This window comes from Streptomyces sp. STAM6, from assembly GCF_054963715.1.
Genome location: NZ_JBUEFZ010000031.1, coordinates 33,522 through 56,267, shown reverse-complemented (window position 1 = coordinate 56,267; position 22,746 = coordinate 33,522). Strand labels below are relative to the sequence as shown.

Genomic DNA, 22,746 nt, shown 5'->3' with positions numbered 1-22,746 from the left:
CGTTGTGTCATCACGACTCGTCCGGCCTCTTCTCCTTGCTCTTGCTGACCCCAGTGCCGAATGGGCGCAGTCGACCCAGGAAGCGTCCACCTACGCTCCATCACGACAGAGTGCTGCCGCAGATGGTTGTCACTCGCCAGCGCTGGAACAGCGCCGCTCGACGACGTCATGGTGAAGCCTCCGCCAAGGTGCTGGAGTGAGGGGAGCGGGGTGGGGTGCTTCTGCGCGGGGGTCCAGGAGCTCGCGGTTGCGGAGCTGCTGGGGGGCGAGCGGCCGGGCCTGCCGGCCGTCCCGGTGCCAGAGCGGCGAGCCGGCGGCTCCGGCTGGGCGCGGGTGTGGTCGACGTCGCGCTTGGTGCTGCTCATGGGGGCCTGCATCTGGAGGTGGAGTTCAGGGGTGGTCGGTCGTCCCCCCACCCTTGGGCGGGGCGGACGTGGGCGGCAGCTTCAGAGCGCGAGAACCCTCTCAAGCGCCAACTCGTCCTCTGCCGAGGCAGTACATACGAGCACCACGCCGAGACATACGAGCACCACGCCGAGGTCGTGTCCAGCGCCGTGGCCATCATCGACTCCCCATCAGCGCCGTACGGCGGAGGGCCGGACCGCCACGGGGTAGCCACTTCGGGAGTTGCCGCCAAGCCACCCTGCCCGTATGACTAGAAGACCGCGTCCGTGATCCCCCGCCGCGGGTGCTTCTCCCGCCATCACGCGGATAGCGACGCCACGACGATCCGTGGAGGTGAGTGTTCGAGGTCCTCACCGGGTGGGCGAGCGGGTTCACCGGAGAAACGTCACCCCTCGCCCCGCTGGGCCCGACAGCGGGGCTGACGAAGGGACACTTGCCCGCGTTGTGCGTGATGTGTACGGCATACGGTTCCAGTGGGTCGTGTGCGTCGGTGGCACCTGTCGTCGCCCCTCAGCACCGGCCCGCAGATTTCCGCTCCGGCGACGTCTGACGGAAGCTCGTGACCCGCTCCAGGGCCCGGCGGCGGGAGCAGGACGGGTGCGGCGAGCTCTCGGCCGGTGGCGGACTGTTCCATCCGGGTGAGGGGGAAACGATCCGTTGCCCGATTGCGGTGGCGGCCGGTGGTGGGGGCCGAAACCATGGCGGTGCTCGCCGGTCGCGATCACTGCCCGGAGGTCTTCCTGCACTGCCGTCCGGCGAGCGGCCCCCGTAGAAGAGGAAGGTTGCGTTGTGCCACTGACAGCCGAGAACGTCGCCCAGGAACTCGAAGCCGCCAGCAAGGCCGGTGATCCGGAAGCCGACGAACTGGTCTCCGAACTGATCGACAACAAGGAGATCGACGGGGTCAACGCCCTGTTTCGTACGATCGCCACCCTCAAGCCCGGACAGGACCACTCCCATCTGCCGCCCAAGCTGGGCGCCTTCCTCAAGAGCGCGGAGGCTGACCCGCCGGGCTGGACGGACGCGGATGTCAAGGCCGCGGAGAAGTTCTTCAGCCGCCACCGCGGCGAGGTGGCCATGCTCCAGGGCACGGTCGGGCTGATCGGCACCTACCTGGCCCCGACCGGCGCGTTCACCCTTCGCTCCACCGGGCGGCTGGGCGGGGTCGAGGGACCGGGCCGTCGTCTGTCGCAGTCGTCCCGCCTGTTCGTCGACATGGACAAGAAGAACGCGCTGACCGACGGCACGCTGAAGGCGAACGTCACGAAGGTCCGCCTGGTGCACGCCTCGGTCCGCCAGCTCCACAAGAAGTCCGGCGAGTGGGACTACGCCAAGTGGGGTGAGCCGGTTTCGCAGAAGTACACCACCGGCGCTGCCTGTGTCTTCTCCGTCCAGGTTCTCCAGGCCATGCGCAACCTCGGCCTGGACGTCTCCAAGGACGACGCGCACGGGTTCATGTGTGCGTGGCACTACGTCAACCACTTCCTCGGCACCCCGGAGAAGTGGGTGCTGCCGAAGGACGCCGACGAGGTCGACCGCCTGTGGACCCAGGAGCGCGACAAGGAGTGGAAGAAGACCGACGACGGGGTCTTCATGACCAAGCAGGCCGTCAACTACTACAAGAAGTTCTTCCCCGGACCTTCCCATGACGCGTTCATCGCCATGGTCCGCACCGCGTTGACCGACAAGTACGCGGACATGGCCGGCCTGCCCAAGGGGCTGCTGTCCGCTGCGGGCAAGCCGGTCGCAGCCGGACACAAGGTCGTCAGCGGGCTGGGCGGGGGTCTGCTGGGCGGCGGCGCCGAGAAGACCACGGGCGTCAATCCCTACAAGGACATCATCGGCATCGCCTCGACCGCCTTCCGGGACATGGAGAAGGCCGCACTCACCCAGGGCCAGGACGACCAGCCCCAGATGCATCAGGAACTCCACGACGGCCGCTGACACCGCTGTCGCAGTCGCCGGTTTCGGCGGGCAGCTCGTCTCCGGCGACCCTCACACCGCCGGAGCCGCGCACCGCCGGCCGGCCGGAGCGGCCGCAGGACCGCGGGGCCGTGGGGCCGGTGGAGGCACCAACGAGGAAACGCGGCCCTCGGAGGGCTCACACCTCAGGGCGTACCCCGCGACGGCCGCCGGTCCGCGACCACCCCGAGGAATGACACCTCGAGATCACCACGGCCCACAGGACGGCGAGGACATGCGCGGCCTCCCCGCCGGGTCCACCTGTTCCTCATGGGCGCGGCGCGCGGTCCGCAGAACCCCGGTCGGGTTGCGATCGGCGGTCAGAGGCGTTCGTACCGGCGTCGTACGGGGTCTCGCACGGGCGACGATGAGCCGGTCCTCGTACGGGAAGGTGGGCGGCGGCGTGAAGCGCTGCATCTTTCACTCGAGACTGAAGTGGAGGCCTTCGGCGTACGCGTCGTTGAAGTTGTCGCCTGACCCGGTAAACGTGAGGGTGATGGTGACCTTGTCCGCCTCGACCGGCACCACGCCCGTGACCGTTTGCCAGCGGAACCCGTTCCCGTATCCCCTGCTTTCGGCGGAGACCGGCGCGAGCTCGGCAGTGTGCAGGACACGCTCGTCAGCAGCGACGAAGTCCGCAGTCACCTCTGCGTATTCCTCCTCGTAAGCCCAGCCACCCAGCCAGCCCGACAACGTATAGGACGCGGGTTTCCCGCTGGGCGTCGAGGGGAGGCCTATTGACTGGGTGATGGCCGAGGAGCTCTCGAGTCCGCCGGCGAAGTAGGCCTTCCCAGGCAGTCCGGAGCCCTGAGGGCCTTCTGAGGTGTTCATGTTGGGGAAGCCGTAGCACAGGGGAACAGGAGCGCCTGAGAGGGTCTGCCACCCGGGTATGTCCATGGAGTCCTCGCCGCGTTCGGAGCACGGACCCGTTTCGGCGCCGGCATTGGCAAGGAGGTTGCCCGTAGACGTAGACGTAGACGCGGGCGGTGCGGACTCGGGCTGGGGAGGCACGGGCTGCTTGCGCGTACGAGTGGGTGACGCGCCGGGCGAGGAACGCGCACTCGAGGCCGGTCTTGCGGTTTTCGATGCCCTCGGCCGCGGAAGCGCTGTATCGGTGGCTGACGGTGAGCCGGTCAGCGACGGGCTGATCGATGGCGTCGGCGCCCCATCCTGATCGCCGGGGGGCGACAACAGGGGGGCGATACTGACGAGGAGGGCCAGGGTCGCCGCTGTTGCGCCGAGGGAGACCCACGATGCCTGGACCTTGGCCAACAGGCCGGTGGAGCCGTCGGCCGGGAGGCTCGCGGGTGCCGTGCCCAGTGCCGTCGCGGCGTTGGCTTTGCTCCCTTGTGCAGCGAGGTAGGCGGCCGTGCCCCACACAAGCAGGCCGGCGGGCAGCACGGACGGCACACGCTGGTTGAGCTCCGTAAGGTCCGTAAGTGCCCGGGAGCAGCGAGCGCAGTCGTTCAAGTGCCGGGCCAGGCTGTTGCTCGTCCGACGGCCGTTGCCGCGGACAGCGGCGGCGAGCAGGGCGCCGTACCGTCGGCACTCCTCGCTGCCGGCGCCGTCCTGGGCGTGCACGGCCAAGTATGCCTCGCGCAGTCCTTCCCGGGCTCGTGCGGCGAGGGAGCCGACGCCACTGGCGCTCAGTCCCAGCAGCGCTCCTACGTTCGCCGCGGGCTCGTCCTCGACGAGGGTGTGCCACAGGACCGCCTGCCAGCGTTCAGGGAGTGTGTTGAAGGCGCGCAACACGAAGTTGTTGTCCTCCATGCGCAGCACTCGTTCTTCGCCGCTCTCCTCGGGTTCCGCAGTGTCCAGATGAGTGAGCCACTTCTCGAAATCGGGTGAGAGGTCGGTTCGGCGTGAGGTGTTGGCCCACTCGGCTGCGGTGCGACGGACTACCGCAAGGAGATATGGCCGCCAGGCGTTTTCCGGGCCCCGGCCTGCACGCACGGCCTGGAGTGTGCGGGTGAACGCCTCGGAGGTGAGGTCCTGGGCGGTGTGCGAGTTGCGACAACAGGTGCCCGCGTACGCCAGCACGGCCGAGTGGTGCCGACGGTACAGCTCGGCCAGCTCAGCTTCCGCCTGCGACGTCCGCACCTCGGCTGTCAGTTCCGCGTCGGTGCGGGCTCCAAGGCCCTCCTGATCGTCGAGCGGCACAGCACCTCCCCACTCAAGGGCATCCATCGCGACTACGTTCGGGCCGGCTCACGGGCTCCCGTCCCGCGACAAGGCTGAGCGTGGTGTGAGCCACGAGTCAGGACTGCGAATCAGGCGCGGTGCCGGGCTTCGGCCGACCGGCGCTAGCACCCGTTCGGCCTTGCCGGGTTCGCCGTCGTGTCCTCAGGTACTGGGTCAGCGCCACACCTGCGAATTGGTCGTCTGCACTGCCATACGAGCCCTCTTTCTGCATTGCCTCTATCGGTGAAATGGCCGGCGCGGGCTCCCATGACGAGCCCGGCCCTGGACATCGCTAACGAGTGGGCTCGGGCAGTAACGTCCCGGCACTTTACTCAACATTTACCTTTCGTTGGGATCGCGGGCGCCGTGCGACCCGCACCGGCGATCGGCCCTACGTCCTGGCCCTGTAGCCGGTGCGGAGGGCTGCCGGGCCGGGCAGCACAGGTGAACAGGCGATGCCGCCCCGGCATCGAGGCTTCGCCGACTGGGCGGCGGCAGGTGTGTACGCCTGTCGGACCGACCGCTGTGAGCATCTCGCGCCGGCCGCATGGCCCGCGCCACGTCTCGGAGGGGGCGTGCATCGTGGGCTTGAAGGCCGCGGCAAACTCCGGCCAGCGACAGACGCGAGAGCGTTGGACGGGGCCCGCGAATGGGCGGTGTTGTCGTACGGCACCCTTCAGTCGTGGCCGACCGCGAACCAAGTCTTCGTTCCTTCCCGTGACCGGATACTGCCCCACTGCGAGGACATCGCCTCCACCAGCACCAGGCCGCGGCCGCTCTCGGCCAGCTCCTGCGGACGGAAGCCGGGAACGGCCGCCTGGGGGCTGCCGCACCCCGAGTCACGCACTGTCACGACGAGCGACTCGTGGCCCTGGTTGATTTCGACATCGACCCGTCGGGTGCCGCCCGGCGCATGCTGGACGGCATTGGAGAGCAGCTCGCAGAAGAGGAGTTCCACCGTGTCCGCCTGGTCGCCCCAGCCCCACTCGGTCACGGTCCGCCGCACCCGACGGCGGGCACCGGGCACGACACGCGTGGCCGCCGGCAGCTTGAGCCGTAGGCTGCGGAACTCACTCGGCCGCTGCCGGGCGGGCAGCCCGCAGTGCCGGCGGCCGGAACGGTGCGCCCACCTGCTCCGGGCGGCCGTGGCACCCACGGGGGTGCCGACCAGGGCAGTCACCTTTGTGGTGACCAAGCCACCTGAGTCGAGGTAAGGAGTCATGGTTTCTCCAGGATCTGGGGTGAAGCTCTGGGTTTCCGCCCTCCCTGACTCCCAGAGGACCGCGCCGAGGGATGGGGGTTCAATTGGGGTCCACCCCCTATTCCTGGCCGGAGCGTTGGGTACTGATCACCGCCGCGAACCCTCCCGAGGGGCACCACCACCCAACGTGACAGGGTATACGCGCACCGCCATCGCAGGTGCTGGTCCGCGGAGCCCCGCTCACCCGCGCGGGCCGGCGGGGCAGAGGCACAGGCCCGGGAGCCCGGGCACCGGAGCGCTTACACCCTGACCCCGAGGGCAAGGCAGGTGGCGGGCGTGGCCGCGGAAGACGGCGAACGAAGAGGTCGCCGCAAGGCTCGGTATACCGCCGCGCACCGCCGACGCACAGTAGGGGCGCCTGGGCGGCCTGGCGCGGAAAGCCGGCCGCGAAGGCGGGCGTTACCACGTCGAGTGGATCACTGAGGAAGACACTGTCCGGCGGTGGGCCCGGCCGTGTGTATCCCGCTTTCGGGGCGCTGCGCATGACGGGGTGCCTGGCGGCGTGGTGCGGGTGCGTCTCCTGGTCGCGGAGGTGGAGTGCTTTCGCAGCACGCGGCAGGACTCTGGCGTCGCGTCGCCGTGCGTGACACCCTGATGAACGTGATCATCAGGGTGAGTGAGGCACGTGTACGGCCTGGCCGTTTCGAGGCATTCCGCGAGATGATCGTCTCTGCGGTGAGCGAGTTTCCCAGCCGCTACCCCGGGCTGGTGGACCACGAGGTACTGCTCGCGCCGCCTGATTCGGTGCTGTACGTCAGTCGCTGGCGCAGCGAGCAGGACTTGGTCGGCTATGCCGGCGAGCATTGGCGTGACCAGCCCGTGGTTCTGCCGGGTGAGGACGAGTACCTCGTTGGGCCGCTTCAGGTACGGCACTTCACGCTCGCAGCTCTGAAGCCGGCGAGTGTGCCGCGTTCGGATCAGGAGTTCGGCAGTTCCGCCGACCCGGCGGGACCAAGGCGGTAGACAGGCGGGATGATTCGGGGCGATCTGACGGACGAGGAGCGGGCGGGTGATTGAGCCGCGGCTGGCTGTTGGGCAGGCGCGGTCCGACCCCCGAGGCGCACTTGGCGGCGGGTGACGCTGCCGCACGCTGTGCTTCGTGCTGACCCGCCGGCCAGGTTACTGGCCACCCGCGCTTCCCCACCGCCTGGAGTGCGTCGAGGTCGCGGTCCGGACGTCCGGCCCCGGTCGGCCGGCCCCGGACCGCCGTGGCCGCGGACAAAGTGGTCCGCCGTCACCGACCACGCCTACCTGTGCAGACGCAGCACCCGGGCAGTGATGCCGGAGAACGCCGGTGGATCGCAAGAAGATGGGCCGGCCGGGGTGGACGGGCCCATCTCCCACGACACCGCGCCTTACCGCGACCGCAACACGGTCGAACGCCGCATCAACAACCGAATCAAGGAATGGCGCCGGTCGGCCACCTGCTACGACTCTACGCAGGCGCCCCTTCGGCCCGGCGGTCGGCCGCGGCACGTGCCGGGGCGTAGGCCCACAGCGCGACGCCGATGAAGATCACCTGCTCGGGAATCCTGAACCACAGGGGCGTCGCCGGCTCCCCGTTGAACGGGATCTGCTCGACAGCCGCAAAAATATTGGCCGGGAGCATCAGGACGAAGAGTGCGGCGAGGCCGAGCCCGGCCATCGGCCGGGTGGCCTCACGGACGAGTCCGGCGGCGCCGAGAAGTTCCAGGACGCCCGTCGCGTAGACCGCGAAGCGGGGGAACGGCACGAACGGCGGGACCATCGCGACCACGTCGTGGTGGCCCGGCATGGGGCCTTGGGTGGACGGGACGAAGTGCGCGCTCGCCGTGAACACCAGCATGACAGCGAGGCCGTGCAGGACGGACACCCGCCAGGTCGCGAACCGTCCGACGCCGAACGCGCCGAGCAGCCGGAACAGCACGGTGGGAACGGCGATGAGCATGAGGGTGCCGAACATGAGAAAAGTCCTTTCGGTGGGGCGGCCGTGTTCAGGCCGCGGTGAAGAATGGGCTCGGGCCGTACGTCCGGCGGGCGGCATGAAGAAGCCGTCAGGGACGGCTGGGGCCCGCGCCGCTGTCCTCGACGACCTGCAGGGCGTGGGGACCGGTGGCCCCGGCTGATGTTGTGCGGCGCCGGCGATGACTTTCCGATCGCGAGCGGAACTCCGGTGACGTCAGCCCGGGAGGGGCGTTCGGGCGCGGCCGCGCCGACCCTCGGAGGTTCAGAGGGTGTGGCCCGCCGCGGTATCGGGCGTCGGGCGGGCTCGGCAGTCAGGTCGGCGGTGTGGTCCTGCGTCTACTCGGCGAGGCGGCGTTTGGCGGACTCCTCTCGGTTGATCGGCGGGCGCTCGATGTCGGTTCCCGGAAGGCGAGGGTCGATTGACGCATCTCGAGGCGCATGGCGTGCACGGAGTCGCCGTGGGGGCGGTGCCGGCGCATGCGGAGAGCGTGTCGCGGTCCTGCCGGGCGGAGGGGTAGAGAAGAACCGCCGCAGGGGTTGCGCGATCAGCGAGGAGTCGTAGGCGCCCGGTGCGGTTTTCATCTGATGCCGGGAGGACATGGGCGGGGCCAGGAAGCGAGGGACGTCCTCGCGAGGCCATGGCTCGAAGCGGGATGCCGTGACGAGTACCCGGATCCGAGGCGGCGCGGGGTTCGGGGTGTCCAGCCTGATGTGGGCATGACGAAGGGCCCTTTCGGGAGGTCGAGTGGATGGGCGCGGCAGAATGGATAATAGCGCTATCTGCTATCCGTTGCTGAGGAAGTGAGTGGATGAAGGTCTCCGAGCTCAGTCGACGAACGGGCGTACAAGTGCCGCTGATCAAGTACTACTTGCGTGAAGGGATGCTCCCTCCGGGGCGGCCCACCGCCTCCAACCAGGCCGACTACGGTGAAGACCATGTGCGCCGGCTCCGGCTCATCCGCACCCTGATCGCGACGCGCGGCCTTTCGGCCGGCGCGACGAAGGAGATCCTCGACGCGATCACCGCCGAACAAGACGATCTGCACCAGGTCTTCGGGATAGTGCTGGGCGTGCGTCCGGCCATGAAGGAAGAGGACGCCGGCACGGAACGGCCCTCGACGGAGGCCGAGCCGGCGGGCGTGGCCGACGCTCGCCGGCTGATCGTCGAAATGGGATGGGAAGTGTCACCGGGCAACCCGGCCGCCCACACCCTGGCAGAGGTCCTGGCCGCACTCGCCGACCTGGGCGCTGAGACTGGCGCGGCTTGCTGCCGTACGCCCGACTCGCCGACGGCATCGCCGACCTGGACGTGCACCAGATGCACGGCGAGCGCGACCTGCTGGCCCGGGCCGAACGGGCCGTTCTGGTCTCGAACCTCCTCGAACCCGCCCTGCTGGCCCTCCGCCGCCTGGCCCAGGAAGCCAAGTCGGCCCGGCACTTCGGCGGCGGCCCGCCGGCGAGGCGAACTCAACATGAGCGTACGGGGGCTGGTGCCAGGAGGCCTGCCGACCCACTCGTGTCGGTCACCGGGTCGCCCTGCGGAAGATCGGGCGGGCGGCAGCGGGCGTGGCGCCGTATCGGTCGGGCGGGTGATGCGGGCTGCCGACCGTCGCCGCCTGCGCGGGCCGCGACACGCGCACGGATATGCGTACAGACAGACACGCGCCGGACGGGGCGGTCAGGGAGTGGGGATCGGGGCGAATGACGAACTGCTTCTGAGACGAGGCCGCCACCGGGACGCCGACCGGATCAGGAGGTTTGCTTCTGCGCCGGCGGCGGGGGAGATTCACCAGGCCGGGTCGTGGGTGATGGGCTCGATGACGACGGTCCCCTCGCAGGGGCCGGTGTCGGACGCCGGCGGTCGGCGGCTCCGCAGGTCCTGGAGGGCCTTGCCGAGCCGGACCACGCGCAGGTCGTCGCTTGCCAGCAGTTGAGTGATCAGTTCTTCCGGTGCGGCCCGCGCGGCGGCCATGATGTCGTCGATTGCCCGGTTCGGGTGCGACATGAGCTTCTCCGAGGCGGTGGTGGCGGGGGCTTGCGGACATCTGACGGGTTGCTCGAGGATCGTCGCCCAAGGGGCAGGGCTTGAGCGGGGCCCTTGAGGAGGTTGCTTCCCCATGCCTTGCCGTTCGATCCCCATGGTTAACGGGACGGAGGCGACTTCCAGGTAAGAGCGGCATTCCTGACACGGCCACAGCCGGGCTGCTTGGCACATGCCGACCACACCCGAAACCGTCACCGCGTGACGGTTTCGGGTGAGCGCACCGCACGGACGGCTCTGCCACCGTTCCGCCGACCAAGGAAACGAGTCATCCATTGGAGTGGTCAGCCGCGGTGGTCCCCGCGAGTCGCGGCATACACCAAGGAACAGGGCCTCGGTCGGCGTGGCCTGCCGGCCAAGGCGAGTTCTCGGTCGCGTCGCTGTTGTCAGGGAGATCGATGGCCCATCACGTTCCAGCCACCGCTTACTGTCCTCGGCCTGCACGCCCTGCGCCTCCTGCGCTTTCCGCGTTGGGTGAGCGTGTACTGGTCACCGACCTCGACGGTACTCTGCTCGGCGGCGACGAAGGGGCCCGTCGGCGGCTGCGCCGCGTTCTCGAGCAGCACCCCGCTATCACCCTTGTGTTCGCCACCGGGCGCTCCCTGGCGTCAGTCCGCACGATCCTTGCCGAGGACCCACTGGTCCCTTCGCCACGCTGGATCGTCGCGGATGTCGGGTCGAGTGTCATCGACGCCACCGACATGCACCATCTCGAGGACGTGGAAGGGTGGCTTCGCGCCGGTTGGCCCGGCGCTGCTCAGGTGCGGTCGGCGTTGCGACGATTCCCTCAGCTGGCCTATCAGGAGGGGGTTGTTCAAGAGGGCCGCTGCTCTTTCACCCTCCGCGCGGAGCACCTCACGGCGAGACTGCAGGCCGCTGTCCAGGACCTCGGGTGCTCCTGGACGTATTCGGCAGGCCGTTACTTCGACGTTCTGCCCGAACGCGCGGGCAAGGGGCCAGCCGTAGGGAATCTTGCCCGGATGCACGGCTGGCGGCCCTCCGCGCTGCTGGTCGCCGGTGATTCCCTCAATGACCTGTCGCTCTTCGACCTCGGCAGCCACGGGGTGATTCCCCAGAACGCCGAGCCTGCCCTGCGGGCCGCGGTCCCGGTCGGCGCGCGTGTGTACCGCCCTCCTCTGACCGGCGCGGCGGCGATCTTGTGGGCGATGGAGCATCTGGGCTGGATCCCCAGGCCCGCACCGGTGATCGTCGGCTATCACCGGCCTCCCCTGCACTACGCCGAGGGCCGGTGGCGGCCCCCGGCCAGCCCCAACGGCATCCTGCCCACGCTCAGCTCCGCCCTGGAACCGCGCTCCGGCGGGCCGGACGCCGTGTGGGCGGCCGCCCTCGTCACGAACCGGCCCCCAACCCCGGGCAGCGACCACCCTGCCCCAGCCGCGCGCTCCGGACCGCCTCCGATGCCCACCGCCCTGCCCATGGCCCTACTGCCCGTGACATCGAAGACGTGGGCGGACTACTTCCACGGTGCGTGCAAGGAGACGCTGTGGCCCGCCCTGATGTCCAGACCGGAACTCATCAGGCACGACGCCCGCCACTGGGCAGCCTTCGAGGCCTTCAACGCGGCCTTCGCCGACCACCTCGACACCCACGCCGCCGTCGGAGGAACAGTCTGGCTGCACGACTACAACATGTGGCTCGTCCCCGGCCTCCTCAAGCCACGCCGCCCCGACCTGCACATCGGTCTCTTCCACCACACCCCCTTCCCCCCACCTGACACCTTCCGGCGGCTCCCGGCCGCCGAGCACCTGTGCGCCTCGCTGACGCACCTCGACTGGGCCGGATTCCACACCGCCACCCACGCCGCCAACTTCCGGCACCTCCTGGCCGGGGCCCCGCACACCCCACGCACCGGCGTCCACCCCCTGGGCATCGACCGTGCCGCGGTCGAGCACCACGCCCGCACCCGTCCCAGGCGCCACCGCGAACACGACGACATGCTCGTACTGTCCGTCGAGCGCCTGGACTACGCGAAGGCACCCGTCCACAAAGTGCGAACCCTCGGTACCCTCCTCGACCAGGCACCGGAGCTGCGCGGCCGGGTGCGGTTCCGGTTGATCTGTCCGCCCCCCGAACCCGGCATCCGCGCATACGACACGACGCGCACGGAGCTCGAAGAGGCGATCACCACCCTCAACGCCTGCTGGGGAACACCGGACTGGCAGCCTGTCGACTACATCCCCAGGCCCCTGCCCTTCCCGCAGATCGTCGACCACTATCTGGCAGCCGACGTGTACTGGGTAACCTCGCTCGCCGACGGAATGAACCTCACTGCACAGGAGTACATCGCCTGCCTGGCCGCGACCGAACGCACCGGAGTGCTCGTGCTGTCCCGGTACGCCGGTGCCGCGGAACACCTCGGCACCGCCGCCCTCCTCACCGACCCAGAATCCTCCCAGGACCTGGTCGACACCCTTCATCGGGCTCTGACGATGACACCCAGCGAACGCCGCATCCACACTGCCCACCTGGCCGCCTGCCTCGACACCCCCACACCGGCCGACTGGGCCCGCACCATCCTCACCGAGATCCACGGCCGCACCCTTTGAACGGTGCCCTCGATCCCGAAGGCACCAGCGGCCGTTGCCGCCGAGCACGGGCGCGTCGGGTGAAGCGGCGCAGCAGGATGATCGAGGCGGAACTCCGGGGCGTCCGCACGCGCCGAAGACGACGCGTACCGCCGTCCTGAGCCACGGCGGCCAGTCCGTGGACGCTTTTGTGGTGGGCCGAGGCTTGTTGCGCCGTCAGATGGCTCTGCGTTTCCTCACCTTCCGCGGTCCGGCGGCTCGCGGACGTCGGCCGTTCCCGTGCCTCAGTGCGGTTGCGGGCTTTCGGCGGATGCACGGCAGGTGCTGGGCTGCCTGGGACGTATGCCGGTCGCTCCAGCCGCAGGGGGGAAAGATCCAGCAGCTCCGCCGGCCGCCCGTAGGCCCCGTGGCAGCCCTTGCCATAAGGGAGCGCGTGCGGGTTCGCTACGTGTCGCAAGGGAAGCCGAGCCTGTAAGGGCGCCCGGCAGACGCCCGAGGACTGAGCAGGGCGCCGTCGGCGTGGGCCCGCACGTCCGAGCCCCCACCAGGCAGGGGCGCCGCCGAACGGACACGGGCCGAACGACGACCAGGGCGCTCCGGCGGCTGGGGTCGTGCGCTACGTGCGCGAGCTGGGGAGCGGTGAACGGGAACGCCCTGTGCCCGCGGTGCGCATGGGCGCGGACCCGCATGTCCTTGGGCCGGGACGGGGGAGCGAGAGTCGGTGCCGCCGCTGCGCCTGGACCGCTCCGGTGACGCGAAGGTGCGCTCGGCACGCAGGGCCGGGGCGGCAGCATCGTCGCTATCGGCGCCGTTCTGGTGGACCACGCTGTCGTCGGCTTCCCCGCTTCCCGTCCGTCGTCAGCCAGGCCGACGTCCCACCCCCGGATCAGCCCGGCCGCCGCACCCGCGGCCGACAAGATCCGTGTCGACCTCGTCGCCCCGGGCGTGATCCGTACCCCTCTGCATGCAGCCGGAGGGCTGGGGCGTCGGCGACGGGGGTGGCCACCGAGGAGTACCGCCGCCTACAGAGTGACCTGCTGCAGGGCCCGAGCAGGGGTGTGCCGCCCACGCCGCGGCCGCCGATCGGGAACCAGGTTGCCGCGGGGGCGGCGCGAGCCCAGCCCCGTCGGTGGGCTTCCCCGGCCCATCGGATGGTCCAGCCGCTGCCGTGAGTGCCTGCGGGCCAGGAGCGTTCGACACGCCAATCCGGAGAAGCCGACAGGCAGGGGAGTGTCCGGCGGATCATGGCAGCCGGCGCGGAATGTCCGTCCGGTGCTGGTGAGCGATCCTTGATGATCCGCCGGACACGGCTTACAGGGCGCTGTTGCTGCAGCCCATGGTCGAACCGACGTGGGTGCTCTGTGCGCCCGGGTGGCCCTCGCCGTTCAGCAGGTTGCCGCCCAGGCCGTTGAGGATGCCGACCTCACCGAGGACGTCGACGTTCAGGTCGTGCGACGTGCACTTGGAGCTCTGCTTGATGTTGAAGTGGTCGCCACCCTTGCCGTGGCCGTGCCCATGGCCGTCGGCATGGGCGGTGCCGGCACTCATGAGTCCGACGCTGGCGAGGGCGGCGACCAGGACGGCAGTCTTGCGAATCTTGTGCATGTCATCTCCGGCGGAGTGAGGTCTGTGCGATCTGTGATAGATCGACTTCGTACGATTACGGGAGATTAGTATGAAAACCGGCAAAACGCGCCGCGACGTGCCGAACGCCGTGACCTCGCTGCGAAAGCATCCCGCTGCACGGCGTACGAGTAGGTCCTTGGGGGTGATCCTCGAATGGCCGGTGCTGGGCGTCGATGCCCGGCCGACGTGACCGCCTCGGTTGTTTCCCTCGGGCCATGGCGCTGGCCAGACGAAGATGACGGTGAGGTGAGTCCGGCAGCAGGGCGCCGGCGGTCGTGTCGTGGCGGGTGGTCGGGCCGCGCCACTGCTTGGGCTCGTTGATGCGGCGTTCGGCGATGTTGCGCTGTTCGTACGCCTCGCGGTCGAAGACCGGTGGGCGGCCGTCGAGGTGGCCGAGCCGCTTGCGGTTGGCGGCCTGCTCGGCCGGCTGCGGGATCACCACCCGGAACCCGCGCCGATGCGCTGCCGACGGATCACCCGGGACGAGAAGGCCTTTTCGGCCGCCCCAGGACCACGTCCGGCGTCGTCTTGGGGCAGCCCTCCCGCCGACGCCCGTAGCCGGTAGCAAGCTGCCGTCGGCGCTTCACTTCCACAGCCGGGTTTGGGCGGCACCCTTCCCTGACGCGAAGTGCTCGGGCAGGTCCCTTCACGGGCCTCGTGCGGTATTTGAACGCGATCACGTCGATCACCTGCCGGTGATCACGCCACCGCCCTCCCCGCTTCGATGTCCGATCCAGCAGCAACGGCTCGATCCGTGCCCGCTGCAGCAGTCGGCGACACACCAGACCAACGATCCGATCACCGGAAAGACCCTCCCCTGGGCGGTGCCGTGAGCGGCTCTGCAATCGGCCAGCCTCGGCTGGGCGGGAGAGGTCGAAATGCAACGCCTGGATCGACGAAAGGAAGGCCGGCGTCACCGGGACCGGCCACCCCAAGCCCCCTCGCCAGGCGGCCTGGCCAGTGCGCTCACCGGAAAACCCGACGAGAAGGGTGCGAACAACTGTGCATCAGCGGGCGCGGAGTATGGAGGAAATCGCGCCTCCGGAGGACTCCCTTCAATGGCGTTAACCCCCCTCCTCCACAAGTTCTCCACACGGCATGCTTGGGTCCGGCAGCCAGGGGGTGATGGGCGCCGTCCGATGTGGAACAGCGCTCCCGGCAGGGCCCGCCCGGTTGTGCTGTGAGCCACCACGGACTGCCGCACTTCCGTTATGAACGCCGGAGGGCGAACACGCGCAACGGTTCGCGGGCCCGCGAAACCGCCCGGCGCCCCCAAGCGGCAAACGCCGCTCCAGGCATCAGGCGGCGTGCCGCCGTGCCAGTCACCACCGCTCCACGAAAGCAGTACGAGCCGAGTGACGATCCCGCACGCTTCCCAGGAGGCAGGTCATGGACAAGGCACTTCATCGCACCGTTGCGCTCCTGACAACGGTGTTCGGCTTCACGCTGTGCCTCCCCGGCCCGGCGAGTGCGACCCCCGGTGCCCAGCCGCCCGGCTCCGCCATGGCCGGCACGCTGGTGAGCAAGAACGGCACTTCCGTTACCGTCACGGCCTCGGTCGGCCTGGGCAACACCATCTCCGTGTGGCAGGTCGGCGACACGATCCGGGTGAGGGACACCGGTGACACCATCGTGGCCTTCGGCGGGTGTACCGCCGTCAGCACCACAGAGGCCGTCTGTCCGGGGGCAGGCAGCCTCACCGAACTCGTCGTCAACGCCGGTGACCAGGCCGACAGCGTCACGTCCTCCTTGGCGAGTCCGGGGGTGACACTCGTCGGGGGTGCCGGCGACGACAGCCTCCAGGGCGGCGGCGCGAACGACACCCTGGAAGGGGATGAAGGCTCCGACTTCCTCTCAGGTGGAGGCGGCAACGACACGCTCACCGGTGCCAGCGGCACGGACCGGATCTTCGGCGGCGCCGGCAATGACTCGATCGAAGGCCGGGCAGGCTCCGACGTCATCAACGCAGGGGCCGGGAACGACGTGGTGAGCGCCGGGACCGGCAACGACCAGGTGGCCGCCGGAACCGGCAACGACTTCACCGAAGGCGGCCCGGGTCGGGACAGCATCAACGCCGTCGACGATGTCGGCGGCAACGACTACGTGCAGGGGGGCACGGAGGCCGACAGCTGCACGGCCGACCTCGGCGACAGCGTCACGGAATGCCCGTGACCAGCAAGCGGGAAAGGCGGGCGGGCAGGCCCGACAGCGCGGCAGGGACACAACGAAGGAGACGCACAACCATGACAGCGCGACGTATCTGCGTGATCCTTTCGGCCGGAGCGCTCCTCTGCGCTGGGCTGGCCGGCACCTCGGCCTCGGCGACCCCGCTGGCCGCCGAGTCCCGGGACCTCGCCGGCGCCACGGTGGTCGAGATGGCCGCCGGCACCCTGCTGGTCACGGCCGATCAGGGGGTGGCCAATGACATCACCATCCGCCGTCAAGGCAGCTCCGTACTCGTGTCGGACACCGCGGACGCGGTACGCGCCGTCGCCCCGTGCGAGACACGGTCGGAGAACACCGCGGTGTGTCCGCTCCCCACAGCCGTTCAGGTCAACGGCCAGGACGCCGACGACGACATCACGGTCTCCCCGAATCTGGACGCTCCCGCCACTCTCTACGGGGGTGGCGGCAAGGACCTGCTCAACGGTGGCCCCCGCGCGGACCATCTCGTCGGCGACGACCCGACCGGGGCCTTCGGCGCCACGGCAGCGACTCCGGGCAACGACACCATCAACGGTGGGCCCGGAAACGACACTCTCTCAGGGTTGGGAGGGAACGACACCATTAACGGCAACGCCGGAAACGACACCCTCAACGGCAACGAAGGCAACGACAGCGTCAATGGGAACACCGGAAACGACACCCTGGCCGGAGGAAGCGGCAACGACACCCTCAACGGCGACGAGGGCAATGACACGCTCAACGCCACTGACGGCGTCAACGCCAACGACAGCCTCGACGGCGGTCTCGCTTTCGACTCCTGCAACCGCGACATCGGCGACTCGATGGTCAACTGCCCCTGACAGCGACTGCGGTGCGCGTATGCGCATCTGATGGGAGGTGAAGCAGCCGGGCAAGGCGTGGTCCGCTGCTCCTGCCCGGACTGAGGACGCTGCAGCCACGGAGCACATGCTGGGGGAGATCGTGGCACGGTCGTACCCGCCCTTGATCTCCCCCAGCACGCACGGTGGCGCAGCCGAGGCTGTTCCGCACTCCTCACCGCTGCCAACCCGGGCTGTCCGAGGCCGAACCAGCCTGCGGCCCGTTCGTCACCCGCCAGTCCATGAGCGTCGTCCTGCGCGGACTGGTGAGTGCCGGCCTGATCACCTGGGACGTGCACATCGACTCCACCGTCTGCCGGGCCCACCAGCACGCCGCCGAGGCGGCGAAAGGGGACCTCCAGAATGGGCGAATTCCGCAATCCATCCGGAACGATCAGCCCCGCACCCCCCGTGCCAAGCGCGAATGGCAACCGAGCAGGTGGGAAGCCGCGTTGGCGCGGCGAGGGCATCAAGGCCGGTACACAGCTCGTCCCGTTCCAGGTCGGCGGAGCCGATGAATTCTGAACCATGTGAAGTGGGTGTGCGGTAGCGGACTATTCGTGACAAGCTGGGTTGTGGGCCGGCAGCGCGGCATGCTCGCGCATCGAGCCGGGCCGGTCGTCCGTCATCAGCGCGGTCGGGGGACTGTTTCGAAACGATGCGAAAGGATGCATCATGAAACTCGAGTCTCTCCCTGATGGCGTCGTCGCGGCGATCGAAGTGCGGGATCGGTGGAGGCGTTCACTGGCCGGCGGCGGCCTGGAGTTCCTTGTCACCGACATCGCGCGGTGGAGACCCGGTGCGGCTATAAGGGTCGCGTTCCTCGACGGGGACGACCAACTGCACGCGGACATCGCGGGAGCGACGGCGCAGATCACTGACAGTTGCAACATCGGACTCGACTTCGGCCACGACGAAGCGACCGGGACGTTCCGGCGATGGACCACGGCCGATACGGCCTTCGCCGCCGAGATCCGCGTCAGCTTCGACCTGGACGGTTACTTCTCCCTGGTCGGCACTGACAGCACGGATCGAACCATCGGCGCGGGCGGTGGCCCGGTCGGGGGCAACCCCGGTCAGCGCAGCCTCAACCTCGGGCGCTACGCGGTCGACAGACCCGACAAGTGGGAGGGTACGGTGCGTCACGAGTTCCTGCACGCACTGGGATTCCACCACTCCCACCAGAACATGCGCGGCACCTGCGAGGGCGAATTCCGCTGGGATGACGAAGCCGGGTATGTTCCCACACAGGATGCCGACGGTGTGTTCGTGGCGGACGCTCAGGGACGGCGCCCGGGCATTTACACGTACCTCGCGGGTGAGCCGAACAATTGGCCGCGCGCGAAGGTGGATCACAACCTTCGCACCGAGGACGACCCGGATGTCGTGGCAGGCCCCTTCGACTCACGATCCGTGATGCTGTACCGGTTCCCGTCGTTCTTCTACAAGTCCAACCCGAGCAGCTGCGCACCGAGCGGTGACGGGCAGAACCTGTCGGACGGCGACCGGCGCGGGCTCAGGCTGCTGTACCCGCACCTCGCCCGCGAATTGGCGGACCTCCAGGCCCGCGCCGACGCGGTCCTGCGGTCGGCGGGGCTCAGCCCGGAAGGGCATCCCGGGTCGGACGGCGGCAGCCTCGTCGAGGCGTACCGCAGCAGGGCCGGGGAGCTTGCCGCCGCACAAGCCGCGGGCGTTGGCTGAGCCGAGCGGAGGCCGTGTCTGTCGGCACACGCTACGAGCAGCGTCTCGGGCGGTTCGCCCGAGACCAGTTGGCCACATGCCGCAGGTCAACGCGCCCCGCTACGGGTCGGGCTGACGCAGGTACGCGCCGGCAGCGGAGGCGCATCCACCCGCAGAGCCGTCGCACGGACAACGGGCTTTGCTGCCCGTGCCGGCAGGGATGGGTCCCATGAGGGATGCCTGCTCGTCGCGCACAAAGTCCGCTTGGGGCGCCCGCAGGGATGATCTCTGATCTCGAGTGAGTACGTCTGTTCAGCGAACTGCTCCCCGCGCCGGGCCTCCCGCGCGCCGTCCGTGCGGTCCTCCGTCAGCCCGCGCTTCCTGCCCCAGGCGCCTCCCGTCGCATCGGCCGCCCGGAAGCGAACTCGACCACCGCGGTGCGGTGGTTCCCAAGGCCGCTCAGCGTTGGTTCCTCGTCCTGCGCTGCTCCAGAATCGCGTGGAGTTCCCCGCCGTCGGCGATGCGCGCCTCGCCGCGGTGCCGCTGGAATCGCAAGCAGGCTTCCCGCTTGACAAGTTGGCCATCCACGTTGTCCGTACGCGGCCCTCCGGTCGCGCCGGACGAGTACGGTGAGCAGACCAGCCACTACGACAGCCACGCCAATCAAGACACCTACGGCCCCCGCCCCCCTCAGTTCCTCGTGGCCATCAGGCTGTACACCGTTCGTACAGGGGTCCTGAAAGCGGCTCGGCGAGCGGTGCCCCGGGAGTGTTGTGACTGAGCGCCGTATCCGCGGAGCGTCATGGGCGGCCCGACTCAACGGGGGAGAGGCGCCGCTGTTGCTGGTGAGGCAATCGAGGGAGCACCGTGGCATCCGCTTACGCCACGGCATGGACGCCCTCCCGGTCCAGCGTCGCGCCCTCGGCGTGCGCGGCAGCGTATGCCTGAAGCCCGAGTGCCGTGCGGGCAACAGTCATGGCGCGGCCCACGTCGCCGCGTTCCGCGGAAGCGGCGGAGCACCGACGGACGTGTGGGCGGCCTCGGCCGCGCCCAGCAGCAGTGCCGCCTCGCGGTGGCGACCGGCCAGGGCCGAGGCACCGGCCAGACCCTCCGGAGTGTGGGCACGCGCGTGAGAATCGCCCAGGTCGTTCGCCGCCTCCGGCCACCGCTACCGCTCGGGCCCGCGCAGCAGCGGCGCGGCGCGCAGGGCCAAGTCGCTGTGGAAGACGCTGTGCCGCTCGCGTACGGCGCCGGTCTCGCCGGCATCGGACAGGAGGGGGTTCCCGCTCCTCTGAGGTAGTTACTTTCCTCTAGGTACCTACTATACCGAGGCTGTTAGCGTCGCCGTCATCGACACAAACCACGTGAATGGCATGGGAGTTGATCGTGATAGTGGTGACGGGTGCCACCGGGAACGTCGGGCGGTTGCTGGTGCAGGCGATGACGGAGGTCGGGGAGCAGGTGACGGCGGTGTCGAGGGGGGTGGCCCCGGTGGACCTGCCGAGGGGAGTCAGACACGTGCGGGCCGACTTGACCGCGCCGCAGACCCTGCAGCACGCGCTCGACGGTGCCGATGCCTTGTTCCTGCATGACGGAGGTGCGGGCGGCCGCGGGATCGACCCGCGAGCGATCCTCGATGTGGCCAAGGCCGCAGGTGTCCGGCGGGTAGTGCTGCTCTCCTCGCAGGGGGTCGCTACCAGGCCGGAGTCACCCTCGCACGGAGGTGTCATGCGGGCGATCGAGGAGGCGGTGCGCGAGTCAGGCCTGGCCTGGACGATCCTGCGACCCGGCGGCTTCGCGTCCAACGCCTTTGCCTGGGCGGATTCGGTACGCGCCGAGCGGACCGTCGCCGCGCCGTTCGGTGACGTCGGGATCCCGGTGATCGATCCGGGGGACATCGCGGAAGTCGCGGCTGTTGCCCTGCTCAATGATGAACACACGGGGAACGTCTACGAGTTGAATGGTCCGGCCGCTGTCACGCCCCGCCAGCAGACAGAGGCGATCGGCGCCGCCCTCGGCGAGCCGGTCCGCTTCGTGGAGCTGACCCGGGCCGAGGCACACGCACGGATGGCCACGTTCATGCCTGAGCCGGTCGTCGAGACCACGCTCACTGTCCTCGGCGAGCCCTCCGCCGCAGAGCTGCGGCTCAGCCCGGATGTCGAACGGGTACTCGGCCGGGCACCCCGCCCCTTCGCCGAGTGGGCCTACCGCAACGCCGACGCCTTCCGGTAAGGAGCGACGAGTTCGTCTCCGGTCGCCCCGAGAACGGGAGCGGCCGGAGACCTTTCATTCCGTCTCAGCCCACCACCAGCCGCCCGACGGTACACAATCACCAGCGCCTGCCCTCCAGAAGGGAGTTCGCCAGCCGCTTGCTCATACATCTCTCAGCCGCTCTGGCCGGCAGGATCACGACCTGCGGAGGGGGTCCTGGTGGTCAGCGGTGGCTGCGCCGAGGGCTCGGACGATCGTGGTCCAGTCGCCGCCGGCCGGACGTTGCTCGCCGAAGTTCCAGCAGCTGTCCAGCTGCTGCTTTTGTAGGCGTCGGATCTATCGACGGGACCGTGACCGCGTGGTGGCCGGCGTCTCGTCGGCCGCGTCGTCGGCCTCATCGAGGTAGTCGACCTCAATGGTGGTGATCGGCTCCAGGAAGATTCCCTCATAGCGGGGTCGGGGGACGAGAGGCCGTCCCGGTGACTCTGTGGCGGTCTTCTGCGGCAGTTGCTGAGCCGGAGTGGTGGTCATGGGCAATCCTCTTACGATCGAGTCACCTGCGGTCGCCCCGGCCTTCCCGGTTGCCACCGCACCCCCGTACGCAGAAGGATGCGTCGGACACCGAGATCATATGCTCGGGTGTCCGGGATCGCCTCCCCGTATCCTGCCGCCCACGCAGATACAGGATCGTGCAGGTCAGGAGCGGGCAGTCGAGGCAGAAGGAGGCGTATCACCGTGTCCGGACGCGAGGCATGAGGCCATGAGGGGCGAGGGGTGCCGTGCCCCCGTTCGAGCTCCCACGGATGCAGCCCTCCGCCCTCCACGACCACGGCCCTGCAGCCGTCCGGTGAGACCGCGAGCGGGAGCTCTCGCCCACCAAGCCATGTGCCCGGGTACGTCCGGCCCGATGCAGAGGCACGGTGCGGATGGGGATTCCGGGCTCGGGCGTCCTGCGCTTCTCGCCCTTGAGGCCCTGGCGATGCTGCCGCTCGGCAAAGGACGCGGTCGGCTTGCGGGAGGCTCGGGCGGCGCCGGATCAGCCCGAGTGAAGCTCTGTCTCCGATGGCGATGTGATCAGGCGGAGAGCTCGTTGTCAGTGGCCGCGAGGATACTGGCGTGGTGAAGACGTTCTCCTCCATCACCGCCGGCACATGTGAGCCTTCCCCCGTCTGGGTCGAGTCCATGGGTGGCCCGCTCATAGCGGTTCCGGTTTCCGCGTTGGTCCAATGGCATGGTTGCACAGAGGCGGGGATGGTCATCGGCGACGGGGACGTTCTGGACGACTACGACCGCGCCTGCCAGGTGGAAGGGCTGGCCGGGGTGATTGCTGTCGGAGTGGAAGGCGCCTCCGGACTCGTCCTGGCGGATGAGCCTGCCAGCAGCTGCTATCTGCCGGAACACCGAGCCTTCGTCCGCTGGCTGGGCGCCAACTCCGAACCCGACCTGATCGCCGCGGCCCGGGTCGTCATTGCCGACCCCACCACCGCGTGGGAGGACTGCGGCGTCTGGGAGACGGACGGCCCGGCGGTGCTCATGGACTCCGTGATGGGCGGGGCCGAGCTGGGCGTCGAGCTCCCGAACGGCGGAGGCCTGCCGGAGCAAGCCCCCGTCCCGATCTGCCCGGGCAGCTGGTTGGTCCGCGCCGTCCATGCCTCGCCGAGTGAGGACACGTCAGTTGGCGTGATCCAACTTCTGCCCGGGCCGTCGAACTGACCGCGGACCATCATGGTCGTGGCTTGATCTGCCGTCCTTCGGCCGTCTCGATCACGGGCCTGAGGCCGGAGCTCAACAAAGGGCAGCTCTACCGGAACGGTTGGGCAGCTCGCGTGCGTCCCTCGGCGGACT

The 22,746-nt window shown here is 69.3% G+C and carries 15 protein-coding genes and 1 pseudogene; 9 read left to right on the top strand and 7 right to left on the bottom strand.

Going from position 1 to position 22,746, the window contains the following annotated elements; all coding sequences use genetic code 11:
* Positions 1 to 1,194: 1,194 nt before the first annotated feature.
* A complete protein-coding gene (locus ACY34K_RS27305; protein WP_462751693.1) occupies positions 1,195 to 2,349 on the top strand; it encodes an oxygenase MpaB family protein in 1,155 nt (384 codons plus the stop codon).
* Positions 2,350 to 2,787: 438 nt separating this feature from the next.
* Here ACY34K_RS27305 and ACY34K_RS27300 read toward each other — a convergent pair whose 3' ends face one another.
* Both ACY34K_RS27300 and ACY34K_RS27295 read right to left on the bottom strand, forming a co-directional pair.
* Entirely contained in the window at positions 2,788 to 4,527 is a 1,740-nt protein-coding gene (locus ACY34K_RS27300) for an RNA polymerase sigma factor (protein ID WP_462751691.1), read from the bottom strand.
* Positions 4,528 to 5,224: 697 nt separating this feature from the next.
* On the bottom strand, positions 5,225 to 5,743 hold the full coding sequence (locus ACY34K_RS27295) for an ATP-binding protein (protein WP_462751689.1): 519 nt from the start codon (positions 5,741 to 5,743) through the stop codon (positions 5,225 to 5,227).
* A 603-nt stretch (positions 5,744 to 6,346) separates the two neighbouring features.
* Between ACY34K_RS27295 and ACY34K_RS27290 the strand changes: the two genes are divergently transcribed.
* Positions 6,347 to 6,772 (top strand): antibiotic biosynthesis monooxygenase, encoded by a 426-nt coding sequence (locus tag ACY34K_RS27290; protein WP_462751687.1) that lies wholly within the window; start codon positions 6,347 to 6,349, stop codon positions 6,770 to 6,772.
* A gap of 472 nt (positions 6,773 to 7,244) precedes the next feature.
* Here the strand turns inward: ACY34K_RS27290 and ACY34K_RS27285 are convergent, their stop codons facing one another.
* Positions 7,245 to 7,751, bottom strand: a complete 507-nt coding sequence (locus ACY34K_RS27285; RefSeq protein WP_462751685.1) for a DoxX family protein — start codon at positions 7,749 to 7,751, stop codon at positions 7,245 to 7,247.
* Between the two features lie 811 nt (positions 7,752 to 8,562).
* On the opposite strand from ACY34K_RS27285, the pseudogene ACY34K_RS27280 reads away from it, so the two are divergent.
* Positions 8,563 to 8,712 (top strand): annotated as a pseudogene (locus ACY34K_RS27280) (MerR family transcriptional regulator); the annotation flags it as partial.
* A gap of 827 nt (positions 8,713 to 9,539) precedes the next feature.
* Here the strand turns inward: ACY34K_RS27280 and ACY34K_RS27275 are convergent.
* Complete coding sequence (locus ACY34K_RS27275; protein WP_462751747.1) at positions 9,540 to 9,758, bottom strand: hypothetical protein; 219 nt, start codon at positions 9,756 to 9,758, stop codon at positions 9,540 to 9,542.
* 434 nt (positions 9,759 to 10,192) lie between these two features.
* Here ACY34K_RS27275 and ACY34K_RS27270 point away from each other — a divergent pair, with 434 nt between their 5' ends.
* The gene (locus tag ACY34K_RS27270; protein ID WP_462751683.1) at positions 10,193 to 12,361 is read left to right on the top strand and encodes a trehalose-6-phosphate synthase; all 2,169 of its coding nucleotides are present in this window, start codon (positions 10,193 to 10,195) and stop codon (positions 12,359 to 12,361) included.
* A gap of 1,290 nt (positions 12,362 to 13,651) precedes the next feature.
* On the opposite strand, the gene ACY34K_RS27265 is transcribed toward ACY34K_RS27270, so the two are convergent.
* Both ACY34K_RS27265 and ACY34K_RS27260 read right to left on the bottom strand, forming a co-directional pair.
* Positions 13,652 to 13,945 (bottom strand): hypothetical protein, encoded by a 294-nt coding sequence (locus ACY34K_RS27265; RefSeq protein WP_462751681.1) that lies wholly within the window; start codon positions 13,943 to 13,945, stop codon positions 13,652 to 13,654.
* Between the two features lie 55 nt (positions 13,946 to 14,000).
* Positions 14,001 to 14,405: a hypothetical protein gene (locus ACY34K_RS27260; RefSeq protein ID WP_462751679.1), complete on the bottom strand. Its 405-nt coding sequence runs from the start codon at positions 14,403 to 14,405 to the stop codon at positions 14,001 to 14,003.
* Between the two features lie 950 nt (positions 14,406 to 15,355).
* Between ACY34K_RS27260 and ACY34K_RS27255 the strand changes: the two genes are divergently transcribed.
* The 4 genes from ACY34K_RS27255 to ACY34K_RS27240 all read left to right on the top strand — a co-directional run bounded on the left by ACY34K_RS27255 (position 15,356) and on the right by ACY34K_RS27240 (position 20,922).
* Positions 15,356 to 16,138 (top strand): calcium-binding protein, encoded by a 783-nt coding sequence (locus tag ACY34K_RS27255; RefSeq protein WP_462751677.1) that lies wholly within the window; start codon positions 15,356 to 15,358, stop codon positions 16,136 to 16,138.
* A gap of 71 nt (positions 16,139 to 16,209) precedes the next feature.
* Positions 16,210 to 16,992: a calcium-binding protein gene (locus ACY34K_RS27250; RefSeq protein WP_462751675.1), complete on the top strand. Its 783-nt coding sequence runs from the start codon at positions 16,210 to 16,212 to the stop codon at positions 16,990 to 16,992.
* Positions 16,993 to 17,583: 591 nt separating this feature from the next.
* Positions 17,584 to 18,711: a zinc metalloprotease gene (locus ACY34K_RS27245; protein WP_462751673.1), complete on the top strand. Its 1,128-nt coding sequence runs from the start codon at positions 17,584 to 17,586 to the stop codon at positions 18,709 to 18,711.
* Between the two features lie 1,365 nt (positions 18,712 to 20,076).
* A complete protein-coding gene (locus ACY34K_RS27240) occupies positions 20,077 to 20,922 on the top strand; it encodes an NAD(P)H-binding protein (protein WP_462751741.1) in 846 nt (281 codons plus the stop codon).
* Positions 20,923 to 21,237: 315 nt separating this feature from the next.
* Here the strand turns inward: ACY34K_RS27240 and ACY34K_RS27235 are convergent, their stop codons facing one another.
* Positions 21,238 to 21,432: a hypothetical protein gene (locus tag ACY34K_RS27235; RefSeq protein ID WP_462751671.1), complete on the bottom strand. Its 195-nt coding sequence runs from the start codon at positions 21,430 to 21,432 to the stop codon at positions 21,238 to 21,240.
* 651 nt (positions 21,433 to 22,083) lie between these two features.
* Between ACY34K_RS27235 and ACY34K_RS27230 the strand changes: the two genes are divergently transcribed.
* Entirely contained in the window at positions 22,084 to 22,614 is a 531-nt protein-coding gene (locus tag ACY34K_RS27230; RefSeq protein ID WP_462751739.1) for an Imm21 family immunity protein, read from the top strand.
* Positions 22,615 to 22,746: the final 132 nt, after the last annotated feature.

Bases quoted from the DNA above. Each gene is read 5' to 3' on its own strand.
- ACY34K_RS27285 (WP_462751685.1), bottom strand. From the start codon at position 7,751: ATGTTCGGCACCCTCATGCTCATCGCCGTTCCCACCGTGCTGTTCCGG.
- ACY34K_RS27275 (WP_462751747.1), bottom strand. From the start codon at position 9,758: ATGTCGCACCCGAACCGGGCAATCGACGACATCATGGCCGCCGCGCGG.
- ACY34K_RS27270 (WP_462751683.1), top strand. From the start codon at position 10,193: ATGGCCCATCACGTTCCAGCCACCGCTTACTGTCCTCGGCCTGCACGC.
- ACY34K_RS27265 (WP_462751681.1), bottom strand. From the start codon at position 13,945: ATGCACAAGATTCGCAAGACTGCCGTCCTGGTCGCCGCCCTCGCCAGC.
- ACY34K_RS27255 (WP_462751677.1), top strand. From the start codon at position 15,356: ATGGACAAGGCACTTCATCGCACCGTTGCGCTCCTGACAACGGTGTTC.
- ACY34K_RS27250 (WP_462751675.1), top strand. From the start codon at position 16,210: ATGACAGCGCGACGTATCTGCGTGATCCTTTCGGCCGGAGCGCTCCTC.
- ACY34K_RS27235 (WP_462751671.1), bottom strand. From the start codon at position 21,432: ATGACCACCACTCCGGCTCAGCAACTGCCGCAGAAGACCGCCACAGAG.
- ACY34K_RS27230 (WP_462751739.1), top strand. From the start codon at position 22,084: ATGGGTGGCCCGCTCATAGCGGTTCCGGTTTCCGCGTTGGTCCAATGG.